The sequence below is a fragment of the Litoreibacter roseus genome, assembly GCF_009811795.1.
GTDB lineage: Bacteria > Pseudomonadota > Alphaproteobacteria > Rhodobacterales > Rhodobacteraceae > Litoreibacter > Litoreibacter roseus.
On the sequence record NZ_BLJE01000004.1, the window covers coordinates 334,095 to 358,203 of the forward strand.

The following is a 24,109-nucleotide window of genomic DNA, read 5'->3' on the forward strand; positions in this document are numbered from 1 at the left end:
TCTCGGGCATGGCTCTCGTCTGGAATGTGGTTGTGGTGCAGGATTTGGTCGGATCAGCGAAAGTCGAGAGTTGAGGGCGGGTAGAGGGCAGTGCTGACAACGGTACCTTCAGAGGAACAGCTGGCGCGGGTCTTTCTGCAGCGAGGTCAGCTGTCGCAGGCTGATCTGAAACAGGTGATGGACGCCGCCGGAACCACCGGTCAGCGGATGCGCGTTGTTCTGGACCGTTTGGGCTTTGTGCCTCAGACCGACTGGGCGCAGACCACGGCGCAAGAGCTTGGGCTGCCGCTTATAACCTTTGAACAGATGCCCGAAACCCTGCCGCAAGATCCAAGACTTTCAGCGGATTACCTGCGTCGTAACGCCATTGCGCCCTTGGATATAAGTGACACGCGCGCACGCCTGGCCGTGGCTGACCCGTTCGACCGGGATGCCATGGGCGCGCTGGAAATGATCTTTGGCACGGCCCTTGATCTGGTGGTCGCCACGGACCGCGATATCGAGCTGGCCATCGAACGCAGTGCAAAGGGTGGCGAAGTTGAGGCGGTCAGCGCCGGCGGCGCACTAGATGCAGACAAGCTGGCCGAACTAGCAAACAATGCGCCCACGATCCGGTATCTGCAGTCGCTCTTTGCGGCGGCGGTCGAGTTGCGTGCTACGGACATTCATATAGAGGCGCTGCCTGACAAGCCGCGGGTGCGGTTGCGGATCGACGGAGAACTGGCCGAGGTGCGTCCGCCCGACCCGACAATGTACGAAGGGATCGTGTCGCGCCTTAAAATTCTGGCCGGAATGGACATCAGCGAACGCCGTTTGCCACAGGATGGTCGCATTCGCCAGAAGGCGGCAGGGCGAGATATAGACATGCGTGTGGCAAGTGCGCCCACAATCCACGGCGAAACGATGGTCCTGCGCCTCCTCGATAATCAAGAGGATCTGTCGCGGCTGGAACATCTCAAGCTGCCGCAAACCATCGGGACGAAACTGCGCGCTGCCATTGATGAGCCAAACGGTCTTGTTCTGGTGACAGGGCCGACAGGCAGCGGGAAGACCACGACGCTGCACAGCGCGATGAATGAGATCAATGACACGCGCCGCAAGATCATCACCATAGAGAACCCGGTGGAGATACAGACAAAGGGTCTGCAGCAGATCGAGGTAAACCCGGATCTGGGGTGGACCTTTGCCGCAGCGCTGCGCACGGTTTTGCGCCATGACCCCGATGTAATCATGGTGGGTGAGATCCGAGATCAGGAAACCGCGGAACTTGCGGTGCGGGCCGCGATGACCGGTCACCTCGTCTTTTCCACGCTCCACACCAACAGCGCCAGTGAGGCGGCGACGCGGATGGTGGATCTGGGTGTGCCGGATTATCTGGTCTCGTCGGTTGTTCGGCTTGTGGCCGCGCAACGCCTTGTCCGGAAGGTTTGTCCCGATTGCGCGAAGCCGGTGGATCTGTCGGCAGATCCGCAAAAACAGGCAATGTTTGAACGCTTGGCGGACCGGGATCCAGAGCTTGGGTCCGCGCACGACTGGACCGCTGTGCAGAAGGCAGGCTGCGAAGCGTGCAACTGGACGGGCTACAAAGGACGGCTTGCCGTGTTCGAGGCGCTGGACGCGGGCGAGATCGCGGATGCCATGGCCGGACAGCCCAGCGCGGCACGCACGATGGGCCATGAAGGCATGCGTCTTGTCGCCAACGGACAGACAACCTTTGAAGAGGTCACGCGTGTTCTCGGCACCGCCGGGTTGGTGATGTGATGTCAACTGATGTCTTTGTCTATAAGGCGCGCGACACCAGCGGTGCCCGGCAGACCGGAAAGATCGCGGGTCGGAATATCACGGAAGCCACGGCGGCACTGAAGGCGAAGGGCCTGTTTCCAATCACCTTGGAGCCGGAAGCCTCCGCGCTTGAGGCCGCAAGACCGATATCCCAGCGGATCAAACGCACCGGCCCGATGACGGCTCGCCAGACGGCGGAGTTCCTGTCGCGGCTGGCGAAGCTTGTCGCGCGCCGGATCACTCTGGACCGTGCTTTGGCAATCATGGGGGAAAGCGGGGAAAACCGGATTTCCGGCACGGCGGCCAGCATCAGGGGCGCGCTGCGCGAAGGTGTTCCGTTGTCTCAAGCGCTGCGCGACAAGGCTGGCGTGACGGATACCGTGACGCTTGCCTTGGTGCGGGGGGCGGAAGTCTCCGGCGATATGGACAAGGCGTTGGTGACGGCTGCGGACATTTTGCAAAGCAGGCTGGCTGTCAGGCGTCGCATAGTAACGGGGCTGCTTTATCCCGGCATCCTGCTCGTGGTTGCGATCGCCTCCCTTGCGCTGATCATGATCGCCATCATCCCGCAATTCGTACCTCTTATCGAGGACCGGTACGATTTGATCCCACCGCTTGGGAAGGCCGTCTTCGCCGTGTCCCAGATCATGACAACGCTCTGGCCGACCATTCTGGCGGCGCTGATCGGAACGCTTTTTCTGGCTTGGTTCATGGCGCGGCGCGGAACACTTCTGAAGTTTTCTGCGCGGATCGGCAGTGCGGTGCCGTTTGTGCGGCGACTGGTGCTTCGCAATCAGATGATGCTGCTTTTGCATGTTCTGGGCGCCCTTCTGGGCCGTGATGTCACGCTAAGCTCCGCCCTGCGGGTCGTGACCAGTTCCGTGGCGGACGCCCGGATCAAAGCCAGTCTTTCGGACGCCACGCGCCGGGTCGAGAGCGGTGCCGCCCTGTCTGCAGCACTCAAGGCGCAGGCGCTTCTGCCCTATGATGCAATTGAGATGATCCGGATCGGGGAAGAGACCGGGGACCTGCGGGGCATGGTCTCGAAAACATCCGTCGATATGAGGGAAGCCGCCGACCGGGATCTTGAGCGGTTTCTTCTTTTATTCCAGCCTGCGCTGATTGTCGGCGTTGGCCTACTTATAGGAGTGAGCCTCTATGCGCTCTTTTCAGCTATCGTCGCTGTCAACACGATTTCGTTCTAGGCCGAAGCGTCGCACCAAGCGCGCACGGGGCTTTTCGCTGGTCGAGATGCTGGTTGCCGTGACAATCGTCGGCCTTCTGGTCGGTTTGGTGGGACCTGCGGCGATGCGTCAGCTTCAATCCTCGCGCGTGAAAGCGACCGAGGCGCAGATTGCCCAGTTGCGCAGTGCGCTGGACATTTTCCTGATCGATACGGGTCGGTACCCAACTGCGCAGGAGGGGTTGACGGCTCTGGTTCAGGGGGGGACGCTGATCCCGGGGTGGAACGGGCCGTATCTGCGGGATGGCAAGCTGCCCGCTGATCCGTGGGGCGGAGTCTACACCTATAAGAACGAGGGCGGGCAGGTGCGCGTCACATCGTTCGGGGCGGATGGCCGCGCGGGCGGCACAGGGTTGGACAGTGATATCACCGGATAGACATATGACCCGGCGACGTCGGCGCGGGCAGGGTGGATTTGCCACCCTCGAAGTGCTGGTCACGGTCGCTGTGGTCTTGCTGGTCGGGACGGTGTCCATCTTTGCGATGGGGCAGTCCGATGGCGCGCGGCTGCGGGCTGATGCGGCGGCGATCGCATTGATGCTGCAACAGGCCCGGCTGGAAGCTGTCGAAAGCGGCAAGCCGGTCAGCGTGGAATACTCGAAAGATACGCGGTCTCTGGTGACCGCGCGGTCCCAGCATACATTGTCGCGGGGGGTGGACAGCGACAGCCCCTCCAGGCGGGTCACGATCCGGCCCTCCGGCGAAAGTCGAGGGTTTGCGATCTCGTTGAAGGCGGGTCCGCGCACACAGACGGTTCACCTCGATTGGCTGACGGGCCGGGTCCAGGTAACGCAATGAGGCACAGGCGGCATCATAGAGGGTTTACGCTGATCGAAACGCTGGTGTCCCTTGGGATCGCCACGCTTGCGGTCACCGGGTTTTATCAGTCGTTGTCGACCGGGGCCTTGATGGATCAGCGCGCCACATCTCAGGCGGACAGAATGTTGGTCGCGACGCAGGTCATGGACCGGGTAGGGGTCGACGTGCCGGTGCGCCCCGGGTTCAACGAGACAGGTGTTGCGGGGGATTGGGACTGGTCCCTGACCATTTCGGACGTGGCGGCGCGCGATATGCAACTCGGCCCCATCCAGCGGGACGAGCTGGTCTATGTATATGTCACGGTGACCGCGGCGGGGACGGACAACGACCCGCTGACGTTGCGCGGCATCAGGTACGCGCAGGCACCTCTATGAGACGCCGTTCAACCAGCCGCCGCAGAAAGTCCCGGGGGTTCGCCCTTGCGGAAGCACTGGTGTCGCTGTCCGTTGCGGCGGTTACGCTGGCACTTCTGACCAGTGCCACATGGGGGCTGCGTCAGGCGGCGCCGTCCAGCACCGATCTTCAGAATGAGGCCGCAGACTGGCTGATTGCCCGTCGGGTGCTTCAGGCCTGGGCGAGCGCTGCAACCGTGAGGGGACTGACGGACATCGAAGGTCAGTTTTCGGGCAGTCCGACACAGATGCGGCTGCTGCTCGATGATGCCAGCAGCGGCGGGTCCGAACGCTTCATGGCCAGTCTTGATGTCGTTGTGACAGACGGCCAATACGCGCTTGTCGCGCGAAAGCATACGGGCATTCGCGACACGCGGGTTGACGCCGAACGACCGCAGACAAGCGTTGTGCTGGTAAGCAATCAGGCCCTGCGTCTGGTGTATCTGGTCAGACGGGAGAGCGGTCTTGGCGAGGGCTGGTCCTACGATCCCAGTCTGGATCAGGGCCTGCCGATTGCCGTCGCGATCGAGGAAGGGTCGGAGCGCAAAGTGATTGCGCGCCTTCCTGTAACCCGCAGTGCGGGGTGCCTGTCCCGCTTTGGTCGGGGTGGTCTGGAGGAACGCGAATGCCGCGTCCGTTGAAGATCCGCCGCAGGTTGCACCGGGGCTTTATCCTGCTGACCGTTCTCTGGATGGCACTTGGGCTGCTCCTGGCGGCCTCCAGCTTTCTTGCCAGCCACCGGCAAGAGGCGCTGGCGATCCGGGCGGAGGTTGAACTGGGCCGTGCCGTTGCCTTGGCGCGCAGTGCGGTCAATGTCGCGCTGGCGGATCTTGGGCGTGTCGATGAGAACTCCTATAAAAGTCCGCGGGACGGAACGCCGGTTACCATTAACATGGCCGAAGGCAGCGCGACTTATCGGATCTGGGACGAAGGTGGCAAGCTCGACATCAACGCCGCGCCGGTGCAACTGCTGCTGCCTGCGTTGCGCATGGTCGGCGAAGGCGGCGGGCTGGACGCGTTTGATGCGGCCTCGATTGCGCAGGCAATTATCGCGCGGCGCAGTGGTGACCGGGGCCCGATTGAAGCGGCGTCGGTCTCAACTGTTCTTGCGCGATTGGGCGTGCCGGAGGCGCAAAGCCGCAATGCGCGGGAGGTGCTGACGACGTTCAATGGAGACGCCCAGATCAATCCTCGTACCGCGCCGGAGCAGCTGTTGGCCGTTATCCCCGGCGTTGGGCCCAGTGACGTGTCCGAGATACTGATACGACGGCGCGAGGGTCGGGGGATGCCGCGTCTGGGCTCGGCTGCGTCGTGGCTCAACGGTGTCGAGGGACCTGTCTACACCATCAACGCGATGGCGCGGCTTACAGGCGGCGCGACCGCGGATATGACCGTGACCGTTGCAGCGCGCGGCATCGGGTTTCGAGGCGGACGGATGGAATATGATATTCTCGATGTCCAAATCCTGCGGTGATTTTCGAACGTCCTGATCTGATCTGGACCGGGATCGCGGGTCTGATCATTGTTGCCGCGTTTTGTCTGGGCCCCTCCTACCTTGCGATCCGAAGCCTTCTGCGGGGTCTGTCCGGCGGCACCACGATGCGGCGTTTCTATCGGCCCGTTACGTTTGGCTTCCTTGCTGGCGCAGTGGCGGCGGCGGGCCTTGCAAGCACAACGGGCCAGGTTGCGGCGCTGTGGGTGAGCCTTCTTGTGGTGCTCTTTTTGCTCGCTGTGATCGACTGGGCATGGCGCTGGTTGCCGGTGGAATGGACGCTGTTGGTCATTGCGATTGCTGTCCTGAAAGCACTCGGAACCGGTAAATTTGGCGAGGCACTTTTGTCCGCTTGCCTTATTGTTGCCATTCTTTTGATCATTCGGCAGGCACTTTTGTGGCTGCGTGGAATTGAGGCGCTTGGCCTCGGTGACGTCTGGCTGATGGCGGGTCTGGCAGGAATGCTTTCGCCCACGATGGCCTTTTTTCTTATGGGTGGGGCGGCGTTAACGGGTCTCGTTGAAGTGCTGCTTCGTCGCATCGCAGACCGCACAGCGTCGTCAGATGGCAGCGTGTCCTATGGAACACATCTATGTGGCGTTTTCGTAGCCATTAACCTTTTTCTGCCCGTCACATGAATATCGCATGCTAACCAGTTGACGAATAACAATAACGCACCCCGTAAAAATTGGGGGCGTGCAGTTGAGGCAGAAAAGATGAAAAAGTTTGCGTTGCTCTTGGCGACAGCATCAGTGCTGTTGGGATGTGAAGAACTACAAACTGTTGATCGCAACAAAACGGACAACGAGATCGAAGGATGGCGTGCAAAAACCATCCTTGGAGGCGGCGACAACTCGGCCTATGCACGCAACCAGGGACGTGTCACGTCGGCCAGTCAGGTTGCTGCGGGGGATGGTACGATCTTCCCCGGTCGTGTCCCATTGCTGCGTGACAGTGACTTTGTAAACGAGAACGGCGAGCGGACCGTTTCGCTCAATCTCGTGAACGTTGATATCGAAACAGCAGCAGCGGCCATCCTCGGTGAGCTGCTCAAGGAAAACTACGTCATCGACCCCGGCGTCGAAGGCGTTGTGAACATCAGATCGTCGCAGCCGATCACGCGGACCACCGCGATCGAAGTGTTTGAGCTGGGCCTCAAACAAAACAATGCGGCGCTGATCCGACGTGGTGACATCTTTGCGATCGTTCCCCTGTCCGGTGATCTGTCTTTGGGTGTGACCACCGCGCGGGACGTGCTGCCCGGCTATACGATCCGGGTTGTCCCGTTGCAAAACATCGGCGCTCAGGAAATGGCAGCGATCCTGCAGCCCTTCGCCGGCAACGGCATCGTCGGCATCGATGCGCAACGGAATATCATCGTTCTTGCCGGTACATCGGCAGACCAGAAAAGCTGGCAGAAAACGATCACGAGCTTCGACGTGAACTGGCTCGCCAACCGCTCTGTCGGGATCTTCCCGATCAAAGGGCGCTCGGCGCAATCCATCGTGCGGGGTCTGGAGCGTGTCGTCGAGACCGATGACAACTTTGAGCCGATCACCGTGTTCGAGGTCATCCCGGAGAACAACTCGATCCTTGCGGTCGCGAAGACGCCCAACGCGCTGGCCAACGTCTCTGTGTGGATCAAACGTTTGACACAAGAAGGTCAGAACGACGCGCAGGTCTATTCCTATGACATGAAATATGCCCGTGCCAGCGATATTGGACCAACCCTGTCGCAGATCCTCGGTGTCTCGGTCGAAAGCGCCGGTTCGGATGAAAACGCAGAGGCGGAGATACTGGAAGCAAGCGCAGAGTTCGGCAACACGCAAGGTACGCTGAACGCGACCCGGATCGTGGCAAGCGAAGCTACCAACACTTTGCTGATCCACGCGACACCAGATGAATACGAGCGCGTTCTAGGCATCTTGCACCGCTTGGACGTGCCGCAGCGGCAGGTTCTGGTGGAAGCCACGATTGTCGAGGTCAGCCTGACGAATGATCTGCGCTACGGTGTGCAGTATTTCTTCGAGGACAGCGGCGACAGTATTGGCCTGTCCCGGCTTGATAGCGCGAGCCCGATCGCACCTGATCTGCCCGGCTTTAGCCTTTCGCTTGGCGGTGCAACACCTGACGTGGTGATTGATGCGCTGGATGATGTGACCTCGATCAATGTGATCTCGTCACCGAACCTCATGATCCTCAATAACGAGTCCGCGCGGCTTGTTGTGGGTGATCAGGTGCCGACATCTGTGCGCACCTCTCAGGATGCGGACAATGACAGCGATGTCTTCATCTCGACGGTTGAGTATCGCGACACCGGTGTGATCTTCGAGGTGACCCCTCGCATCAATTCCTCCGGATCGGTTATTCTGAACATCGGGCAAGAGGTCAGCTCGGTCGGCGAAACGGATGCGGATACGGGTAACCCAATTATTTCGCAGCGGACGGTCAACAGCTCTGTTGCGGTCGACAGTGGAGAGACAATTGTTCTGGGTGGTCTGTTCTCGAAAGAGGGATCGCGTGGCAACAGTGGCATCCCGGTTCTGAAAGACATCCCTGTCGCGGGCAAGCTCTTTGGTCGGACAAGCCGGTCCAACAGACAGACGGAGCTTTTGGTGCTGATCACACCCCGGATCGTGAACAACCGGATGGATGCGCGCCGCGTGACATCTCAATTGCGCTCCCGCGTGGAATCCCTGCGTCTTGATGATGCGTCGCTGAGCACCACCATCAACGTGCCGTCGACGCGCACCGAGAACTCTCGCCGGTTCAATGAGGACAGCGTGTCGCGGAACAGCACGAGCCAAGAGCCTGTTGCGGTGGCAGCGGCCAAGCCCGAGACATCGACCCGCAACGCCAATGTTGCGACGGCTGCGGTGGCCGCAGTCACGCAGCAGCCGATTGCAGCGGGGTCTCACTTTGCGGTGCTGGGGTCGTTCAAATCTCAGGCAGATGCCACGAAGCACTGGTCCAAGATCCTTCGAACGGATGGCGCGGTGCTGAAAACGGTGAGCCCGAGCTATCTGACGAGTGGCGACATGACCTTGGTGTCCGTAGGTCCGCTGAGTCCGGCCGATGCGCGGCAGCTTTGCATCGACGTGCGCACCGACTGTTACATCTCGAAGAAGTAGATTTTCCTCCAAGAGTGGGAAGGGCGCCGATCTTCGGATTGGCGCCCTTTCTGTTTTTGGCGAGGTTAGGACGCTTGCCGTGCGGCTTTTGCTTCCATCGCGGTTCCATACTGCGGCAAGTCGGCGGCGGTTTTCCCGTGGGCTGCCATCAGTGTATCGCGCACAAACGCGATATGGGCGGTTTCTTCGATGATTTCGGCCAGGTACTGCGCTTTCGTGAGCGTCGGCCCGACCCCAATCGTTCCGTGATTGGCCAAAACCGCCGCGCGAATGCTGGGATCTTTGAAGACCGGCGTGATTTCGACCTCTGTCTGCGGTCCGCCATTTGATGAAAGTGGGATCAGCGGCATGCGTCCGATTTTCTCGATTGTCTGGACTGTGAGGCACGGGATTTCCAGACCCGCGCTTGCAAAGCCTGTGGCCCACGGGCTGTGGCAGTGGACGATCGCGTTGATGTCGGACCGGATGCGATAAAGATTGAGATGGAAATCAAGATCTTTCGAGGGTTTGAACGATGAGGGTTCGATCGTTCCATCCAGATGGACAACCTGTAAATTGTCCCGCGTACACTCGGCAAAGCCGACACCCGACGGCTTGATGACGATGGCGTCCGCCGCGCTCAGGCGCACGGACAGGTTGCCACCGGCGTTGGTTTGAAGGCCAAGGTCAAAGCAGCGGCGGGCTGACCAGATCAGTGCGTCTTTCTTTGCCTCAATGTCGTTCGGATCAAGCGTGCTCATGGGACTTCCTCTGTGATAACGGTGGTCAACGCGTCCGCGGCAGCTTTCGCGCAGTCGGGATCATTGATGTGATGGGGCAGGCGCGTGATTTCGACACGACCGCTCAAGGTGCCTTCGATTTCTTCGGCGAAGGCTTCGCGCAAGTTGCTGTCTTCGATTGCGCCACCGGGCCGGTCCTCGGATGAAAACCCGCCCATCGGTAACAAAGCATGTGCTGGGCCTTTGCCGCTTAGCAACGCGTCGGCCAGCTTCCGGGCGCATCTCGTAATTTCGTCCGCCGTGCATTTCACATGGGTGAACAGCGGCGAGTGGGAATAGTGCGATCGCGCACGATAGATGTCAGGCATCAGGTCAGGCTCCCCCATACCGATGAAGTTCACCCCGCCGGGCAAGATCACGCGGGGCAGATCGCAGTAAGCGGTAAAGCGGTCGGGCATCGCGGTGTGAACGCCTGCGACGAAAATCCGCGTCAACTCGTGCGGGGTGTAGTCGATCACCGCCTTAAAGGCCCCGGCGTTGCACCATCGGGCAAAGGCGGCCCCACCAAACCCGTTGGCGTGAAAGACGGTCGCTTCTTCCCCGACGGCGCGCAGATGCCCGAGCAAGGCATCGGTGCCCGGTCCGGTCACGCCAAGGGAGGTCACGCCAACGGATGGGTCAATCGCCACGTTTCCGGTCGGTAGACTTGCGTCATAGAGCCCGCCCAGAATGGCTGCGGCCCGGTCCAGGGATTGGCGAACGGTCGCGTTCAGACCAGACAGATCCGCCATCGTCGGTACCAGAATGATGGCGTTGTCTGCCAGCGCGTAGCGTGGGTCAAAGGGCAGGGTAGAGATCAGGACCTTGGGCATTTCTATTGGCATCTCGCGCAGGACCCGCAAGGCGATCTGCCCGCCTGTGCCGCCACCGATCGCCGCAATCATCCTCCGTCCCGTTTGCGGGGCTGTCGCGAGATGATCCAGAGCGCGCGCCGCGGCCTGTTCCATCGCAGCGACCTTTTCGGCGGCCCCCCAATGCTGCCCCTTCGATCCAAGGGAGATATCGCATTTCTCTGTCGGCACGCCCAAAGCGGTCAAGGCGTCCATCAGATACTCTGCTTCCGCGAACTTGGTGTCGTAGGTGGCGAGCAGTAGAACGCTCATCAGCCCTTCACGGCCCCTGCAGTCATGCCCGTGATGATCTGACGGGATGCGAGCAACGTGAACAAGATCGGCGGGATGGCCAGCAACATGCCGGTGGCCATGATGACCCCCCAGTCGATCTCAAATTCCGTGAGGGAATTCACGATGGTCACCGGCACGGTCCGGCTGTTTCGGTCCGCCAATGCGTTCGCCAGCAGGAATTCGTTCCACGCGATGCGGAAGGTGAAGATCGAAGCGGCGGCCAGTCCCGGTTTGATAAGCGGCAGAACCACGAGAAAGAAGACCTGAAATGGTCCGGCCCCATCCATGCGTGCGGCTTCCTCAAGCTGGATCGGCACCTGCACGATGAAGCTTTGAAGGATCCAGATCACGAAAGGCAGGTTCATTGCGACGTAGATCAGAACGATGCCCGCGCGCGTGCCGTCGATGGCAAACTGAAAGGTCCAGATGCCGAAGACCGGAACCAGCAGAACGGCAGGCGGGACCATCCGCATCATCAGCGTTGTCAGGGATACCGCGTCGCGCCCCATGAACCTGAACCTGACGAGCGCGTAGGCGGCCATCGTTCCAATCACAAGCGTCAGGATCGTGGAGGTGATCGAGATGATCAGCGAGTTGACCAAAGCGCGGCCGAAGGTCGGATCGCAGTAATCCACATGGGCCGGGTCATACCAGAGCATGTCGCACAGGGCGGTTTCGTAGTTCCGCAGGGTCGGCATGAACAAGAGCCCGGACGTGTCGGACATGATGTCGACGTTGAGTTTCAGGGACGTGATCAGCATCATCAGCACGGGCCCGATGGCCATGATGATCAAGGCGCAGAGAAGGGCGTAGAAGGCAGGGTTCTGCTTGCCTGTTGCGGGGGCGCTCATGATGTTTCCTCCGCTGCGGCTCGTATCCGCGCCGCGCGCATCTCTGCCGCTTTGTTGTAGAGATACATGGCGATGGTCAGGACCATCAGCAGGATCAGAAGGAAGTTCGACATAGCCGCAGCCACCCCCAGTTCCCGGAACTCGGACGCGGTGCGTGCGATGCGGAGTGACAGGATTTCTGTGGACAGACCCGGCCCGCCATTGGTCAGGACCAAGATGACCTCAAGCACCTTGAACGCATCGATCAGACGCAAGAGGCAGGTCACGATGAGAACCGGCGCCATGAGCGGCAGCTTGATGTAAAGGATTGTCTGCCAGCCAGACGCGCCGTCGATCTTGCTGGCCTCGATTGCCGATTGCGGAAGAGACTGCAGGGCGGCCAGAGACAGGATGAAGATGAAGGGTGTCCACTGCCAGATGTCCGCGATGATGATGCTGGCAAAGGCCCAGTTCCCATCGGATAGCCAAGGCACGGTGGGCAGGCCAAGATTGTCGAGCGTTCGGTTAAAGATGCCGACCGTCGGATGATACATGTAGCGCCACATGAGACCGACCACGATGGGTGCGATCATCATGGGCAGGATGAACAGCGTGCGCAGGACCGACATGCCGCGAATGTTGCGATCCAGAAGAAGGGCCAGGCCCACGCCCAGCACCATCTCGGCGGTCACAACAATTGCAGCAAATTTTATGGTGACCCAGAGGCTTTCGCGGAAGGCTCCGTCGCCCAGAAGGTTGGCGTAGTTGCGCAAACCGACCCAGTCCGCTTCGCCAATACGCTGGCTGGGGTTCCAGTCCAGAAAACTGGCGTAGATCATGTAGCAGATGGGATAGAGCAGTGCGACCGCGAGCACGATGAGGGCGGGCGCCAAGAAGAGGTATGGGGTCAGTCTGTTGGCGCTGGCAGTCGTCATGATGTCCCCATCGTCTTAGGTCGTTGGACCGGAACACATCGCCCCGGTCCGACCGTATTCAGATCAGTTCCAAGTGTAATAACCGGCGTCGTCCATGATGGCCCGGCTGCGCTCTGCAACGCCATTCAAGCCTTCTTGGACGTCCAGACCTTCCGTGATGATCTGGCTCAGCGTCGTGCCGAGATCCGCGTTGATCTTGCCCCATGTCGGGATGATCGGGCGCCAGTCCGGGTCCGCGTATTTAAGTGCTTCCCCGAAGGTCGCAGCATAGGGGTACTTCGCGTTCAGTTCGGCATTCTCGTAAGTCGAGAACCGCGATGGGTTTCCGCCTTCCATGGCAATCATCAGATCCGCTTCCTTGGACGTCAGCCATTGCATCAGAAGGAACGCAGCTTCCTTGTTCTGCGCATTCTTCGGGATGCCGATGCCGAAACCACCAGTTTGCGAGGCCCGCTTCACACCCTCCGGGTGCAGCGCCCAACCGACCTGTCCGACGACCTGGCTTTTGGAGGGATCTTCGAAGGTGGCTGCGAACGCAATGCTGTCGAGGAACATCGCATAATCGCCCTGCGCAAAGGCTGCGGCAGCTTCCGATGGGCCGAATGTCTGGCTGCCTTCGATGCCGCAATCCACGATGGTTTTCAGGGCGTTTGCTGCTTCGACGCCCGTTTCGTTGTTGACGATCGGCTCCCAACTGTCATCAAAAATACCACCACCCAGAGGGTTCAGGTGTAAGAGAAACGCATGGCTGGCTTGGTGGCCGGACGCCGCGCGGGAGGCAAGACCGCCCATCTCAGGCTCCAGTTCGGGGATCCGGCAGGCCAGATCGAGCAACTCGTCATAGGTCGTCGGCACTTCCAGACCGTGCTTTTCAAAGATGTCCTTGCGATAGCCCAGAACGGAGGTCTCTGACCCGAATGGAATGCCGTAGAGTGAGGCGGTTGGGCCAGGGAGGTATCCCTTCTCGCCGCCCGCGAGACCGATGTTTTCGACATACCCGTCGATCAGATCGGCGCTGTCGTAGTTCGGGTCGGCCAGCTTGGGGTTCATGAAGAACCGCGCCAGATTTTCCAACTGATCCGCAAAGACGTAGTCCGCTTTCGAGAACACAACGTACGAGATCAGGTCATAGTCGCCCTCGCGCTTGGTCAGTTCCAGCGTCTGGCGTTCGCGCATTTTGAGGTACTGAAGCTGATCGACCTCAACTTCGATCCCGGTCTGCTTGGTGAACTCCGGAAGTACCTTGATCGCTGCGTTATAATGCGGGTGCGCCGGGAAATTCACCACCAGCGTCGTGCCCGCATAGGGCTGGTACGGCGCGGGTATGTGCCCGTCGGCCAAGGCCGGGGCCCCGAGCGACGCGACCACGGCGGCCGCAAAGGTTAGTTTCATGTGTTTCGTCATGTCATCCTCCCAGATGCTTTTCGTGATATGGCTGAGGCGCGTCTACAACGCCGCCTCGGTTTTTGGATCGAAGAGATGCAACTCCTCCCGCTCGATCTGAAATTTTCGAACCTCGCCGCTGCGCACCGGCGCAACCGAGTTGACCTCGATGGTCACGCGCGCGCCGCCCAACTCTGAGATCAGAACCGATTGAGCACCCACATACTCCGACAGCAGAACGGGCATCTCGGTCGCATTTGCTGCATCGCTTTCTGTGAAACCACTTGGTCGGATCCCAACGGTCACCGTTCTGCCGGTGTGCTGCGTAAGACTGGCCGCTCGTTCTGCGGGGATCGGAATTGAGAAACCCGAACCCTCCAGCCGAACGGTGCCTGCTTCATCACGGAGCTCTGCGATGAGGAAATTCATTGGCGGAGATCCGATGAAGCCAGCCACAAACACATTGGCAGGTTTGCGGTAGAGTTCTTCCGGTGTGCCAGCCTGCATGATCTGACCGGCCTTCATCACAACGATCCGATCCCCGAGTGTCATCGCCTCAACCTGATCATGCGTGACGTAGATCATGTTCTTGTTGATGCGTTGAGACATCAGGGCCAGTTCCGCCCGCATCTGACCGCGCAACTTCGCATCCAGATTGGACAGAGGCTCGTCAAACAGGAACGTACCGGCGTCGCGCACAAGCGCGCGGCCCATCGCGACTCGCTGCCGCTGACCCCCCGACAGTTCCGCGGGTTTGCGGTTCAGGTGGGCTGACAGATCAAGGATCTCGGCCACTTCGGTGACGCGCTTGTTGATCTCGGCCTTGCTGTAGCGGGCAAGTCGTAGGGCAAAGGACATGTTCTTTGCGACGTTCATGTGCGGGTAGAGGGCGTAGTCCTGAAACACCATCGCCAGATCACGCTCTTTCGGATCGAGCTTTGACACGTCGCGACCGTCGATCTCAATCCGGCCTGCAGTCACGTTTTCCAGGCCTGCAATCATTCGCAGGGTCGTGGACTTACCGCAGCCGGAGGGACCGACAAGCACGGTAAACTCGCCGTCTTCCATCGACAGATTCAAGTTTTCTATGACGCTTACTGCGCCATAGTCCTTGCGCAAACCGTCCAGTTTTATCTCGGGCATGGTCCCCCAATCCCTGTTTCACGTTGAGAGACGCATGTTTTGTATACAAAATCAATTGAAAATGTGCAGAAGGTGTGAATTCCGTTGGTGAGCGCGTGGAAGTCTGATAGGGCTTTGATAAATGACATAGCAATTGCGTGAGGGTTGCATGGACGGAAAAGATGCCTCCCCCCGGGGATCTACGGCTCAACGGATAGAAGCTGAGCTGCTCGAAGATATCGCCGCGGGTCAGATAGAAGCCGGTGCGCGGTTAGATGAAACCAAACTTGCTGCAAGATTCGGGGTCTCCAGAACGCCCGTCCGGGAAGCATTGAGCAGGCTTGCGGCGCAAGGTGTGCTCGAGTCGGGGGATCGTCGGGGGATGCGCGTGGCGCAGTATACCCGTGAAGAACTTGCCCAGATGTTTGAGGCCATGCATGAGATTGAAGCCTTGTGTGCAAGGCTTGCCGCACAGCGGCTTACGCTTTTGGCTCGGTCTGAGATTGAAGCAGCGCAGGCAGAATGTACGCGCACAGCACGAGATGGCGACCTTCCTGGCTACCTTAGAGCGAACGAGGCATTTCACTTGTCCCTCTACCGCGCGACGGAGAACCCCTACATTTTTGACATCGCGTCTGATTTTCGGCGCAGGACTGGTCCGTTCAGGGCGAAGAAATTCGCAGCGACGGGCGATCTGATCGCGTCTGCGCAAAGTCATGAGGAACTTCTTGCGAAAATATTCTCAGCGGATTCCAACATCGCAGCAGAGGGTATGCGGGAACATATGACAGCCAGTTTCATGCGGGTGCTGGCGGCAAACTAAGCTTTTTGCATTTCTTTCCTCATATGCGTAGACAAAGGCAAATCTTTGTATACAAAAGATCCTGAACTGATCTGGAGGAACCCCATGGGCATAGCGGAAACGAAGATTTATCCAATCAATACAGGCTGGCTTGAGGCTGATCTGGGTACCTATATTTTCTGGAAAGGCCCTGCGGGCGAAAAAATCTGGAACCCGTGTTATTGCTTCTACGTCGATACCGGCGAGCACAAGATCCTCATTGATACGGGCCTTTGTGATGAACCGCGCGCGACCAAGTACCATCATAAGTGCGAAAAGCGGGGCTGCACGGAAGTTCACAAGCACCTTCCTGAAAAGCTAGGCGTCGATCCGTCCGAGATTGATGCAATCATCTTTACGCACCTGCACTGGGATCATGTGCAGAACATGCGTGAGTTTCCGAATGCGCGGTTCATTGCGCCCCGCAAAGAAATCGTGATGGCCTATAATCCCCTGCCGCTTTACTACCGCACCTATGAAAGCCCGATCCTTGGCATTGAGCCCGCGTACTATGGCTGCCAGTTCGAGCTGATTGACGACGAGACCGAGGTACTGCCGGGAATCACGATGTTCCATACGCCGGGTCACTCGGTTGGCCATATGGCCGTCACGGTTGCAACGTCCGCCGGTGATATTGTCGTGGCGGGCGATGCAATCTTTCAGGCGCGCAACCTTGAGCCGAACGAAGAAGAAAAGTGGCGCTACTGGGTGCCAGCACGGTTCGTGAATTCAGTCGAAGGATGGCAATCCGTCGAGGAGATCGACAAACGTGCGGATTACATCCTGCCGTGCCATGACGAGGCCTGCGGCGACCATGAGGTCTATCCGTTCGAAGGTATGAAACTGCGGGAGCGGCGGAAGCATATTCCGGGATACGCCTTCTATTTTGGTGATATGCCCCCCGGAACTGCCATCGCATCGGAAAAGTCTCACAAGTCGTGACACACCGCATCGAACGCATGGCGGAGATCGCTGGCTCATTCGATGCGATTGTCTTTGATCAATGGGGCGTGCTGCATGACGGCAGCGCGCCCTATTCCGGCGCGGTAGAGGCGCTGCGCAACCTGTCAAAGCAGGCCAGCGGGCCAAAACTGGGTGTCCTGTCCAACTCAGGCAAGCGCGCGGATCTTAACTTGGCGCGCATATCAGCCATGGGTTTCTCGGAAATCCGTTTCGATTGCGTGATGACATCCGGCGAGGCGCTGTGGCTGGATATCTCGACGGGACATCTGACCGCTGGCCGCTCGCTCTTTGCAATAACACGCGATCCGGACGATGCCGATGACTGGGCAACTGGATTGGATATTGAGCTTGCGCACACCGTCGATGCGGCGGAGGCCATTCTGCTGATGGGTATTCCCGACGATGGTGCGACGCCAGAGCAGGCAGAGGCGCTTGATGCGGCTGTCGTGCGCGGCTTGCCGATCTACTGTTCAAATCCGGATGTGACGTCACCGCGCGCAGGCGGCGCGCTTGTAACCTCGCCAGGGGCGTTGGCGCATGAGGCCGCGAAACGCGGGGTAAAGGTTGTCTTTTATGGGAAACCCCACGGGCCGGTTTTCACCTCGATCAGTGATGCGCTTGCTGTCGCTCCTGAGCGGACGCTGATCGTAGGGGACTCCCTGCATCACGACATTGCTGGCGGCCACGCTGCTGGGTGGGCGACGTGTCTGATCGCCGGGGGTATCCACGCAACGGATTTGAGCTCGGATGCTATGACGGCGGATCTGAAAGCGCTCACGGAAAAAACCGGAACTCCCCAGCCGACATATGTGATGGAGACCCTCAGATGACAAAGATCCCGGACGATTTTTTGGCTTTGTCGGCCCGGCTTGGTTCTGATCGCCTGCAGATTCAGGGGCCCGGGGGAAATTCCTCCATCAAGATCGGATCAGAGATGTGGATCAAGGCATCCGGGAAAATGCTGGCAGACGCGCGGACCGAGGATATTTTCGTCGGTGTCGATCTTGCAAAAGCCGTGGCTGAGGCGCACGGGCACGGTGACGGAACGTGCAGGGATGCTGTCATCGATCCTTCCCAGACGCTCAGGCCTTCGATCGAAACAACGTTCCACGCGGCGCTGGATTGGCCGATCGTGTTCCATACGCATTCGGTCAACACAATCACACATGCGATCTCGCCGGATGGTCTTGAGGCGCTGAAAGAAAGTCTTTCCGATCTGAGGCCCGGCTGCGTGCCATATGCGAAACCGGGGCGTGATCTGACGACGCAAATCCTTGCGAGCGTGCAGCCGGACAGTCAGGTCATTGTCCTGCAAAATCACGGGCTGATCTGCTGTGGCACCACCGTCGCGGAGGTTGATGCGCTCGTTCAAAAGGTTGAACGGCGTCTGGCGCTCAAGCGGCGTACCGTGCTGGGCGTCCCTCCTGAAACCGATCCGCCTGACGGGTTTGATTGGGTCGGCGAAGCGGGTGAGTTGGCGCGGAATGAGCGGTGCTTCAACATGGCGACGTCGGGGTCGCTCTATCCCGATCACGTCGTATTTCTTGGACCTGCTTTGCCAAAACAACCCATGGATGGCGCACCCGCATTCCTGATTCCGAACGTTGGTGTCGCCTTGCGTAAAGATGCGACCAAAACGCAGAGGGCCATGTTGATCTGCCTTGCCGATGTCTTGGAACGATTGCCAGAGAATTGGACCGTGACACCTATCGGGGAGGCGGCTGAGGCCGAATTGCTGGATTGGGATGCGGAGAAGTACCGCCAAGCGCTCGCCCAACGACAGGTATCATCCTGAACCGATGCTGGGGCTTGGAATAGATATCGGGACATCGGGGGTCCGGACGGCGGTAATCGATCCATCCGGAACACTTGTCTCGGACGCACGGGCGCCCCATCGCCCCGGTGCCGCCACAGGCGATGCGGATGCGTGGTGGGGCGGCGTGTCGGATTGCTTGCGCGCCCAGGTCAAAGCGCTGAGGCAGATAGGGCTTGATCCGCATGACATCGTGCATGCGTCGATAGACGGCACGTCGGGCACGATGGTTCTGGTCGATGAAGACATCCGTCCGATTGGATTAGGGCTGCTCTACAACTCGTCGGGATTTCACGAAGGCGCAGAGCAGATCGCGCGCCTTGCGCCCGAGGGACATATCACGCGCGGATCAAGCTCCGCTTTGGCGCGCTACCTGACTTTGCTAACATCAGACCAAGCAGACCGTGCACGCTATCTGCTCCATCAAGCGGACTTCATTTTGGCGAGACTGACCCGCGCGCCCGGTCATTCCGACGACAACAATGCGCTTAAATTGGGGTTCGACCCGGAAACTTTATCATGGCCCGCTTGGTTCGAGCGCCTTGCCATCCCTTTGGAGCAGTTGCCCAAGGTACATCGATGTGGCGAAGCGGTCGCGCCAATTGCCGGAGAGGTCGCCCAGGACTTTGGTCTGTCGCCGGATCTGATCATGCACGCTGGCACGACGGACAGCATCGCCGCATTTCTGGCGTCAGGGGCGACGACACAAGGGGAAGGTGTGACATCCCTTGGTACAACACTGGCAATCAAACTGCTGTCGGATATTCGCGTCGACAGTGTTGCCCACGGGCTTTACAGCCATCGGCTGGGGTCTTCATGGCTGGTCGGAGGTGCTTCAAACACGGGCGGCGGCGCACTGCTTCGACACTTTGATCCGGACCAAATGTCGACGCTGAGTGAAGCGATCGACGCCAGCGAAATCAGCCCCTACGATTACCATCCACTTCCCGCAGTGGGGGAACGGTTTCCGATCAATGACCCCAATCTTGCGCCTCGCGATACACCGCGTCCGGCCTCTGACGCGGCTTTTCTACACGGCCTGTTGGAAAGCATCGCGCGGATCGAAGGGCAGTGCTATGGATTGATCAAAGATCTCGGCGGACCACCCGTCAGCCGCGTGCTGACGGCGGGCGGTGGTGCTGAAAATGATGTCTGGACTGCGATCAGGGCGCGGGTCCTTGGTGTTCCTGTCGAGACATCACCAAGGGCGGAGGCCGCCATCGGCGCGGCGATGCTTGCCATGGGCCTGACAGCGGCCACGCAAAGTTAACCCCTGAGGCGATCCATCCACTTAAGGCTGGCGTCGGTTGGACCTTTTGGCTTGTACTCCGCACCTAGAGGCTTGTCGTATCCGAGCTCGTCTATCAGATCGAAGACGTGCGCAAAGTTGATTTCACCGCCGTCCGGCGGGCCGCGATCCGGGGCAGAGGCGAACTGGATGTGACCGATAATCGGCAAGAGATTTTCCATCCTGTGGCTTAGATCACCTTCCATCAGTTGCACGTGATAGCAGTCAAACATCAGCTTCAGATTGGGCCGGTCGATCTCCCTTATCAAAGACGCCGCCTGATCCGTGGTCTGGAGGAAATAGCCCGGCGCGTCGTAACCGTTAAGTGGCTCGATCAGGATCGTGATGCTGTGCTTCGCCCCCTGTTCGGTGGCGTAGTCGAGATTGCGGATGAAGGTTGATCGTGCGGCATCACCCGCACTGAAGCCAGCCATGACATGAACTGCGCCAGCGCCAACGTCTGACGCGTATTTAAGGGCTTCGTCAATTGCCGCCCGCGCGTCGGCGTCCCGGCCCGGAAGGGCAGACAGACCGTTTTCACCAGCGGACACATCCCCGCGCGAGGTGTTGAGACCCAGCATCCTCAGCCCGTGTGTTTTGAGTGCGGCTTTGACGTCTTCAGAGGGCGTGTCATACGGCCAATGGCATTCCACCGCATCGAAACGCGCGCGCTTGGCCGCGTGGATGGCGTCTGGCAACGGCAGGTCATTCCAGAGAAACCCGAGATTTGCTGAAAACTGCCTCATGTGTCCCACTCCACGTCGAAATTTGTCACAACGTCCTTGATCTGCTCTGCCGTCAGCAAGCGGGGCGCCATGCCTTGGGTCAGGAGGGCAAGGCGTGCAGTGTCTTCCAACTGCTCGATTGCATCACAGGCGGCTTCTACGTCCTTGCCAGCGACCACCGGACCATGGTTTGCCAGCATGACCGCTGAGCGTTTCCCGGCCAAGCCGCGGACCGCATTCCCCATCGCTGTGTCTCCGGGCATAAAGAACGGCAGCAACTTCACCTTTCCCAGCTTCATGATCGAATAAGGGGTCAGTGGTGGCAGAAAGTTATCGTCATCGGCACCGGGCAGCAGGGACAACGCAACGGAGTGGCAGGAATGCAGGTGGACGACAGCGCCAGCTGTGCTGCGAGTGTCGTAAAATGCCTGATGCAATGACATCTCTTTGGTCGGTTTGTGACCGCCCGTTTGGTGCCCGTTTGCGTCAAATCTACTCAAATGGGCCGGATCAAGTCGACCGAAGCTGGTACCTGTTGGCGAGACCAATAACCCGCCATCTTCGGTTCGGGCGGAGATATTTCCGGTGCTGCCAGCCGTCAGCCCGCGATCAAACATCGACTTCGCCAACAGGCACATCTGCTCGCGGAGCTTGGTTTCGCTCACGATCCGCCCTCCAGAATTCGGTTGGCTTTTACAAAGAAATCAGGGGCGCCGAAGTTCCCGGATTTCAGAACAAGCGCCAAGTCATCTCGGGCGCGCAGGGCGGGAACGCCGGGATCGATCTCGGGCCCGATCTCGAGCGCTTCGGGGTGTAACGCTTCCACAACGGCGCCCGATGTCTCGCCGCCTGCAATCAGCAGTTTGGTCACCCCGCTTGCAACCAGCCTTTTGGCCGTGTTGGCAAAGAGACCCTCTAGTGCAGTCGCCACGTTCTCGCGGCCATAGTCTGCTTGCGCGCGTGCAACGACGGCGGGATCAGCGGAGCTGTAGGCGAGGGCGAGGTGGCCTGCGTCCAGAAGCTGTGACGAGAGTTGTTCTGCCGTTACCGTTCCCGAAAGCGCATCCTCAGCAGTGATCTCAATGCTCGGATGATTGGTCTTGTGCTTGTCCACCTGCGACCGGGTTGTTTGCGAACATGATCCGGACAACGCGATGCAGGGTCCATCCTGCGCGCGCCACGCGGGACCGTTTTTCGGGGCTTTCAACCGATCCGCGTAGTTCGCAGGCAATCCAAGCGCCACGCCGGATCCGCCGGTGATCAATGGTAGGTCCTGTGTCGCTTTGCCAATCTCTATAAGGTCCGCATCCCGGATCGCGTCCACGACAATATATCTGTGCCCGGCGCTGTGTTCCCGTTCCAGCGCGTCTGCAATTGCCGCGGCGCCGTCGAAGACCGAGCTTGTTGAGACATGTCCGACAGACTGCGACGTCTGGCGCGCAAGCCAACGGCGAATGTCCGGATCGGTCATGGGGGTCAGGGGATGATGCTCCATCCCGCTTTCGCTCAGCAGTGTGTCATTAACGAAGAGATGTCCTTGAAAAATCGCGCGACCTGTCCCGGGAAAGGCAGGGCAAACGATGATTTTATGGGCATCCAGCGCATCCGCAAGGGCGTCTGCGACTGGGCCGATATTGCCGTCCGGCGTACTGTCAAAGGTGGAGCAATACTTGAAGAAGAACTGCTCACAACCTTGGTTCTTGAGCCATTCGAGCGCCGCCAGCGACTGGGCAACGGCGTCCACGGGCTCGATTGAGCGAGATTTCAGCGCAACTACACCCGCTTCCACGTCCGCTGCCGCAGGGTTGTTGGGCACGCCGGTGTATTGCACCGTTTTCATTCCACCCTTCGCCAGAGTATTCGCCAGATCGCTGGATCCAGTGAAATCGTCGCCAATGCATCCCAACAGCATGACTATTCCCCCGGCAGAGTGAGGCCCGCGTTTCGGGCGTATATTTTGGCAACGGCTGCGTCATCTTCCGCGCCCAGACCCGATCCGGACGCCGCCAGAAATTGCTGCAGGGCGACAGCAGTGATGGGCGCGCTGAACTTGGCTGCTTTCGCGATGTCGAGAACGATGCCCAGATCCTTGGGCCAGATATCTACCGAAGATCGCGGCGTATAATCCCCTTCAACGATGTGTGGCGCCCTGTTTTCCAGCATCCAACTTGTACCCGCGCATTTGCTTATAACGTCCACGAACTGATCCGGGGCAATGCCTTGGGTCATGCCGAACGTTATCGCTTCGGCCATTGCGGCGATATGAACCCCGGCGAGCAATTGATTGACGGCTTTCATGGCCGATCCCGCGCCCGCGGTGTCCCCGAGCTCGAACACTGTCTCGGCCATTGCTTTCAGAGCTGGTCGTGCGGCCGCAAAGCTGTCCCTCGTTCCGGATGCCATCACAGACAGCGCCCCCGTGGCGGCCTTCGCGGCACCGCCCGAGATCGGGGCGTCCAGATAATGCACGCCGTGCTCTGCGCACCGCCGCTCCATATCCCTCGCAAACTCGGGCGCGACAGTGGCGCATGCGATCACAACCGATCCGGGTTTCATTTTTGCCGCCAATCCGTCAGGGCCGAACAGGACATCTGCTGTTTGCGCGGCATTCAGAACCACCAGAACAGCAGTATCAATTTGGGGCGCAATTTTAGAGAGGTCGCCCGGCGCGCCACCCTCAGACAAAAACCGTGCGCGCTGCGCGTCGACGACATCGAACCCGTAAGTTGTATATCCGGCCTTCAAAAGCGACGTGGCGACGCCGTACCCCATCGACCCCAGTCCAACGACGGCTATTCGCATTGCGTGGTCCTCCCAACCCTGCCTTAACCCTTGCACCGTGACGTGACTTTTCCGCATTTGCAATTGAAGCAAGGTTTGCGTCTTCCGTTTGCAAGGCGAGTGGCCGCAAGAGAATCGTAACGTGACATGCGATGTCGGAAAGGATCAGGTGCGGTCAGCTAAATTTTGCCGACCCTCAAATCAGAAAGCCTATTGCCCTGCGACATATTCACTCCAAGTATCCATGGCACGTTACGCGATTTACAACAGAGGCGAGCTTTTCATCCTGTTTCAAGTGCTCTTCCCCGGCAAAATTTACAAAATTAATAAGTGCCGGAAAAAAATTTACAATAATTCCAAGCTAACTCAGTGCTTTGAGAAAATTTGTTATCGTTATGTTAAGAAATATACCGTGGGGAACTTGAAAAGCTGACGGCCGGCAGGCGATGCCCTCAGCCTCTTGCGTCCTCCGTATTTGATCTATGGGAGGATTATGATGTCCAGCGAAACTGCGACCAAGGCTGTTGAAACGAACCTTTCGCACCCGCCGTCTTCTTCGTTTATTTCTGGGAGTTATGTTGATGCGTCTGGGTATGCGTCGATGTATTGGTCGTCTGTGTCTGATCCTGAGGCGTTTTGGGGGGAGCAGGGCAAGCGGCTGGACTG

Annotated in this window: 24 protein-coding genes; 14 read left to right on the plus strand and 10 right to left on the minus strand. The window is 59.2% G+C overall.

Translation table 11 applies throughout. The features are described from left to right. The first annotated feature begins 90 nt into the window (after positions 1 to 90). The 9 genes from KIN_RS17695 (at position 91) to gspD (ending at position 8,859) form a co-directional block, all read left to right on the plus strand. Positions 91 to 1,761, plus strand: coding sequence for a GspE/PulE family protein (locus tag KIN_RS17695; protein ID WP_159809540.1), 1,671 nt, complete (start codon positions 91 to 93; stop codon positions 1,759 to 1,761). Next, entirely contained in the window at positions 1,761 to 2,987 is a 1,227-nt protein-coding gene (locus KIN_RS17700) for a type II secretion system F family protein (protein WP_159809542.1), read from the plus strand. The genes KIN_RS17695 and KIN_RS17700 overlap by 1 nt, the downstream gene beginning before the upstream one ends. Continuing rightward, positions 2,941 to 3,402 carry a type II secretion system major pseudopilin GspG gene (gene gspG, locus KIN_RS17705; protein WP_159809544.1) on the plus strand — a complete coding sequence of 154 codons (462 nt, stop codon included), beginning with the start codon at positions 2,941 to 2,943 and terminating at the stop codon, positions 3,400 to 3,402. Before KIN_RS17700 ends, gspG begins: the two co-directional genes overlap by 47 nt. A gap of 4 nt (positions 3,403 to 3,406) precedes the next feature. Continuing rightward, positions 3,407 to 3,823, plus strand: coding sequence for a GspH/FimT family pseudopilin (locus KIN_RS17710; RefSeq protein WP_159809546.1), 417 nt, complete (start codon positions 3,407 to 3,409; stop codon positions 3,821 to 3,823). Next, a complete protein-coding gene (locus KIN_RS17715) occupies positions 3,820 to 4,218 on the plus strand; it encodes a PulJ/GspJ family protein (RefSeq protein WP_159809548.1) in 399 nt (132 codons plus the stop codon). The genes KIN_RS17710 and KIN_RS17715 overlap by 4 nt, the downstream gene beginning before the upstream one ends. Beyond that, positions 4,215 to 4,877 carry a hypothetical protein gene (locus tag KIN_RS17720; protein ID WP_159809550.1) on the plus strand — a complete coding sequence of 221 codons (663 nt, stop codon included), beginning with the start codon at positions 4,215 to 4,217 and terminating at the stop codon, positions 4,875 to 4,877. The genes KIN_RS17715 and KIN_RS17720 overlap by 4 nt, the downstream gene beginning before the upstream one ends. After that, complete coding sequence (locus KIN_RS17725; protein ID WP_159809552.1) at positions 4,862 to 5,710, plus strand: type II secretion system protein GspK; 849 nt, start codon at positions 4,862 to 4,864, stop codon at positions 5,708 to 5,710. Before KIN_RS17720 ends, KIN_RS17725 begins: the two co-directional genes overlap by 16 nt. Next, positions 5,707 to 6,366: a prepilin peptidase gene (locus KIN_RS17730; protein ID WP_159809554.1), complete on the plus strand. Its 660-nt coding sequence runs from the start codon at positions 5,707 to 5,709 to the stop codon at positions 6,364 to 6,366. The genes KIN_RS17725 and KIN_RS17730 overlap by 4 nt, the downstream gene beginning before the upstream one ends. Positions 6,367 to 6,444: 78 nt before the next feature. Then, positions 6,445 to 8,859, plus strand: a complete 2,415-nt coding sequence (gene gspD / locus KIN_RS17735; protein ID WP_159809556.1) for a type II secretion system secretin GspD — start codon at positions 6,445 to 6,447, stop codon at positions 8,857 to 8,859. A gap of 65 nt (positions 8,860 to 8,924) precedes the next feature. Here the strand turns inward: gspD and KIN_RS17740 are convergent, their stop codons facing one another. The 6 genes from KIN_RS17740 to KIN_RS17765 all read right to left on the minus strand — a co-directional run bounded on the left by KIN_RS17740 (position 8,925) and on the right by KIN_RS17765 (position 15,053). Continuing rightward, positions 8,925 to 9,599, minus strand: a complete 675-nt coding sequence (locus KIN_RS17740; protein WP_159809558.1) for a class II aldolase/adducin family protein — start codon at positions 9,597 to 9,599, stop codon at positions 8,925 to 8,927. Further along, on the minus strand, positions 9,596 to 10,741 hold the full coding sequence (locus tag KIN_RS17745) for a Tm-1-like ATP-binding domain-containing protein (protein WP_159809560.1): 1,146 nt from the start codon (positions 10,739 to 10,741) through the stop codon (positions 9,596 to 9,598). Before KIN_RS17745 ends, KIN_RS17740 begins: the two co-directional genes overlap by 4 nt. Next, positions 10,741 to 11,613, minus strand: a complete 873-nt coding sequence (locus KIN_RS17750; protein ID WP_159809562.1) for a carbohydrate ABC transporter permease — start codon at positions 11,611 to 11,613, stop codon at positions 10,741 to 10,743. The genes KIN_RS17745 and KIN_RS17750 overlap by 1 nt, the downstream gene beginning before the upstream one ends. Then, the gene (locus KIN_RS17755) at positions 11,610 to 12,527 is read right to left on the minus strand and encodes a carbohydrate ABC transporter permease (RefSeq protein WP_159809564.1); all 918 of its coding nucleotides are present in this window, start codon (positions 12,525 to 12,527) and stop codon (positions 11,610 to 11,612) included. Before KIN_RS17755 ends, KIN_RS17750 begins: the two co-directional genes overlap by 4 nt. A gap of 63 nt (positions 12,528 to 12,590) precedes the next feature. After that, the gene (locus tag KIN_RS17760) at positions 12,591 to 13,931 is read right to left on the minus strand and encodes an extracellular solute-binding protein (protein ID WP_159809566.1); all 1,341 of its coding nucleotides are present in this window, start codon (positions 13,929 to 13,931) and stop codon (positions 12,591 to 12,593) included. Between the two features lie 42 nt (positions 13,932 to 13,973). Beyond that, on the minus strand, positions 13,974 to 15,053 hold the full coding sequence (locus KIN_RS17765; protein ID WP_159809568.1) for an ABC transporter ATP-binding protein: 1,080 nt from the start codon (positions 15,051 to 15,053) through the stop codon (positions 13,974 to 13,976). Positions 15,054 to 15,201: 148 nt separating this feature from the next. On the opposite strand from KIN_RS17765, the gene KIN_RS17770 reads away from it, so the two are divergent. From KIN_RS17770 to KIN_RS17790, 5 genes are all read left to right on the plus strand, one after another. Beyond that, positions 15,202 to 15,855, plus strand: a complete 654-nt coding sequence (locus KIN_RS17770; RefSeq protein ID WP_159809570.1) for a GntR family transcriptional regulator — start codon at positions 15,202 to 15,204, stop codon at positions 15,853 to 15,855. Between the two features lie 84 nt (positions 15,856 to 15,939). Then, complete coding sequence (locus KIN_RS17775; protein ID WP_159809572.1) at positions 15,940 to 16,815, plus strand: N-acyl homoserine lactonase family protein; 876 nt, start codon at positions 15,940 to 15,942, stop codon at positions 16,813 to 16,815. Then, the gene (locus KIN_RS17780; RefSeq protein ID WP_159809574.1) at positions 16,812 to 17,666 is read left to right on the plus strand and encodes a TIGR01459 family HAD-type hydrolase; all 855 of its coding nucleotides are present in this window, start codon (positions 16,812 to 16,814) and stop codon (positions 17,664 to 17,666) included. Before KIN_RS17775 ends, KIN_RS17780 begins: the two co-directional genes overlap by 4 nt. Then, a complete protein-coding gene (locus tag KIN_RS17785; protein WP_159809576.1) occupies positions 17,663 to 18,631 on the plus strand; it encodes a class II aldolase/adducin family protein in 969 nt (322 codons plus the stop codon). Before KIN_RS17780 ends, KIN_RS17785 begins: the two co-directional genes overlap by 4 nt. Next, entirely contained in the window at positions 18,582 to 19,919 is a 1,338-nt protein-coding gene (locus KIN_RS17790; RefSeq protein WP_243144966.1) for an FGGY-family carbohydrate kinase, read from the plus strand. The genes KIN_RS17785 and KIN_RS17790 overlap by 50 nt, the downstream gene beginning before the upstream one ends. Here KIN_RS17790 and KIN_RS17795 read toward each other — a convergent pair. Genes KIN_RS17795 through ltnD form a run of 4 tightly spaced genes read right to left on the minus strand, consistent with a single transcriptional unit; the run spans position 19,916 to position 23,521 of the window. Continuing rightward, on the minus strand, positions 19,916 to 20,683 hold the full coding sequence (locus KIN_RS17795) for a hydroxypyruvate isomerase family protein (RefSeq protein WP_159809578.1): 768 nt from the start codon (positions 20,681 to 20,683) through the stop codon (positions 19,916 to 19,918). The genes KIN_RS17790 and KIN_RS17795 overlap by 4 nt on opposite strands. Next, positions 20,680 to 21,330: a 3-oxo-tetronate 4-phosphate decarboxylase gene (gene otnC, locus KIN_RS17800; protein WP_159809626.1), complete on the minus strand. Its 651-nt coding sequence runs from the start codon at positions 21,328 to 21,330 to the stop codon at positions 20,680 to 20,682. The genes KIN_RS17795 and otnC overlap by 4 nt, the downstream gene beginning before the upstream one ends. Then, a complete protein-coding gene (otnK, locus tag KIN_RS17805) occupies positions 21,324 to 22,574 on the minus strand; it encodes a 3-oxo-tetronate kinase (RefSeq protein ID WP_159809580.1) in 1,251 nt (416 codons plus the stop codon). Before otnK ends, otnC begins: the two co-directional genes overlap by 7 nt. A 2-nt stretch (positions 22,575 to 22,576) precedes the next feature. Next, positions 22,577 to 23,521, minus strand: coding sequence for an L-threonate dehydrogenase (ltnD, locus tag KIN_RS17810; RefSeq protein WP_159809628.1), 945 nt, complete (start codon positions 23,519 to 23,521; stop codon positions 22,577 to 22,579). Positions 23,522 to 24,109: the final 588 nt, after the last annotated feature.

Coding starts and splice junctions, on each gene's coding strand:
- KIN_RS17790 (WP_243144966.1), top strand. CDS start 18,582: ATGCGGAGAAGTACCGCCAAGCGCTCGCCCAACGACAGGTATCATCCT.
- KIN_RS17785 (WP_159809576.1), top strand. CDS start 17,663: ATGACAAAGATCCCGGACGATTTTTTGGCTTTGTCGGCCCGGCTTGGT.
- gspG (WP_159809544.1), top strand. CDS start 2,941: ATGCGCTCTTTTCAGCTATCGTCGCTGTCAACACGATTTCGTTCTAGG.
- KIN_RS17720 (WP_159809550.1), top strand. CDS start 4,215: ATGAGACGCCGTTCAACCAGCCGCCGCAGAAAGTCCCGGGGGTTCGCC.
- KIN_RS17725 (WP_159809552.1), top strand. CDS start 4,862: ATGCCGCGTCCGTTGAAGATCCGCCGCAGGTTGCACCGGGGCTTTATC.
- ltnD (WP_159809628.1), bottom strand. CDS start 23,521: ATGCGGAAAAGTCACGTCACGGTGCAAGGGTTAAGGCAGGGTTGGGAG.
- KIN_RS17755 (WP_159809564.1), bottom strand. CDS start 12,527: ATGACGACTGCCAGCGCCAACAGACTGACCCCATACCTCTTCTTGGCG.
- KIN_RS17710 (WP_159809546.1), top strand. CDS start 3,407: ATGACCCGGCGACGTCGGCGCGGGCAGGGTGGATTTGCCACCCTCGAA.
- KIN_RS17700 (WP_159809542.1), top strand. CDS start 1,761: ATGTCAACTGATGTCTTTGTCTATAAGGCGCGCGACACCAGCGGTGCC.
- KIN_RS17765 (WP_159809568.1), bottom strand. CDS start 15,053: ATGCCCGAGATAAAACTGGACGGTTTGCGCAAGGACTATGGCGCAGTA.
- KIN_RS17760 (WP_159809566.1), bottom strand. CDS start 13,931: ATGACGAAACACATGAAACTAACCTTTGCGGCCGCCGTGGTCGCGTCG.
- KIN_RS17795 (WP_159809578.1), bottom strand. CDS start 20,683: ATGAGGCAGTTTTCAGCAAATCTCGGGTTTCTCTGGAATGACCTGCCG.
- gspD (WP_159809556.1), top strand. CDS start 6,445: ATGAAAAAGTTTGCGTTGCTCTTGGCGACAGCATCAGTGCTGTTGGGA.
- KIN_RS17715 (WP_159809548.1), top strand. CDS start 3,820: ATGAGGCACAGGCGGCATCATAGAGGGTTTACGCTGATCGAAACGCTG.
- KIN_RS17750 (WP_159809562.1), bottom strand. CDS start 11,613: ATGAGCGCCCCCGCAACAGGCAAGCAGAACCCTGCCTTCTACGCCCTT.
- KIN_RS17770 (WP_159809570.1), top strand. CDS start 15,202: ATGGACGGAAAAGATGCCTCCCCCCGGGGATCTACGGCTCAACGGATA.
- KIN_RS17775 (WP_159809572.1), top strand. CDS start 15,940: ATGGGCATAGCGGAAACGAAGATTTATCCAATCAATACAGGCTGGCTT.
- otnK (WP_159809580.1), bottom strand. CDS start 22,574: ATGCTGTTGGGATGCATTGGCGACGATTTCACTGGATCCAGCGATCTG.
- KIN_RS17745 (WP_159809560.1), bottom strand. CDS start 10,741: ATGAGCGTTCTACTGCTCGCCACCTACGACACCAAGTTCGCGGAAGCA.
- KIN_RS17740 (WP_159809558.1), bottom strand. CDS start 9,599: ATGAGCACGCTTGATCCGAACGACATTGAGGCAAAGAAAGACGCACTG.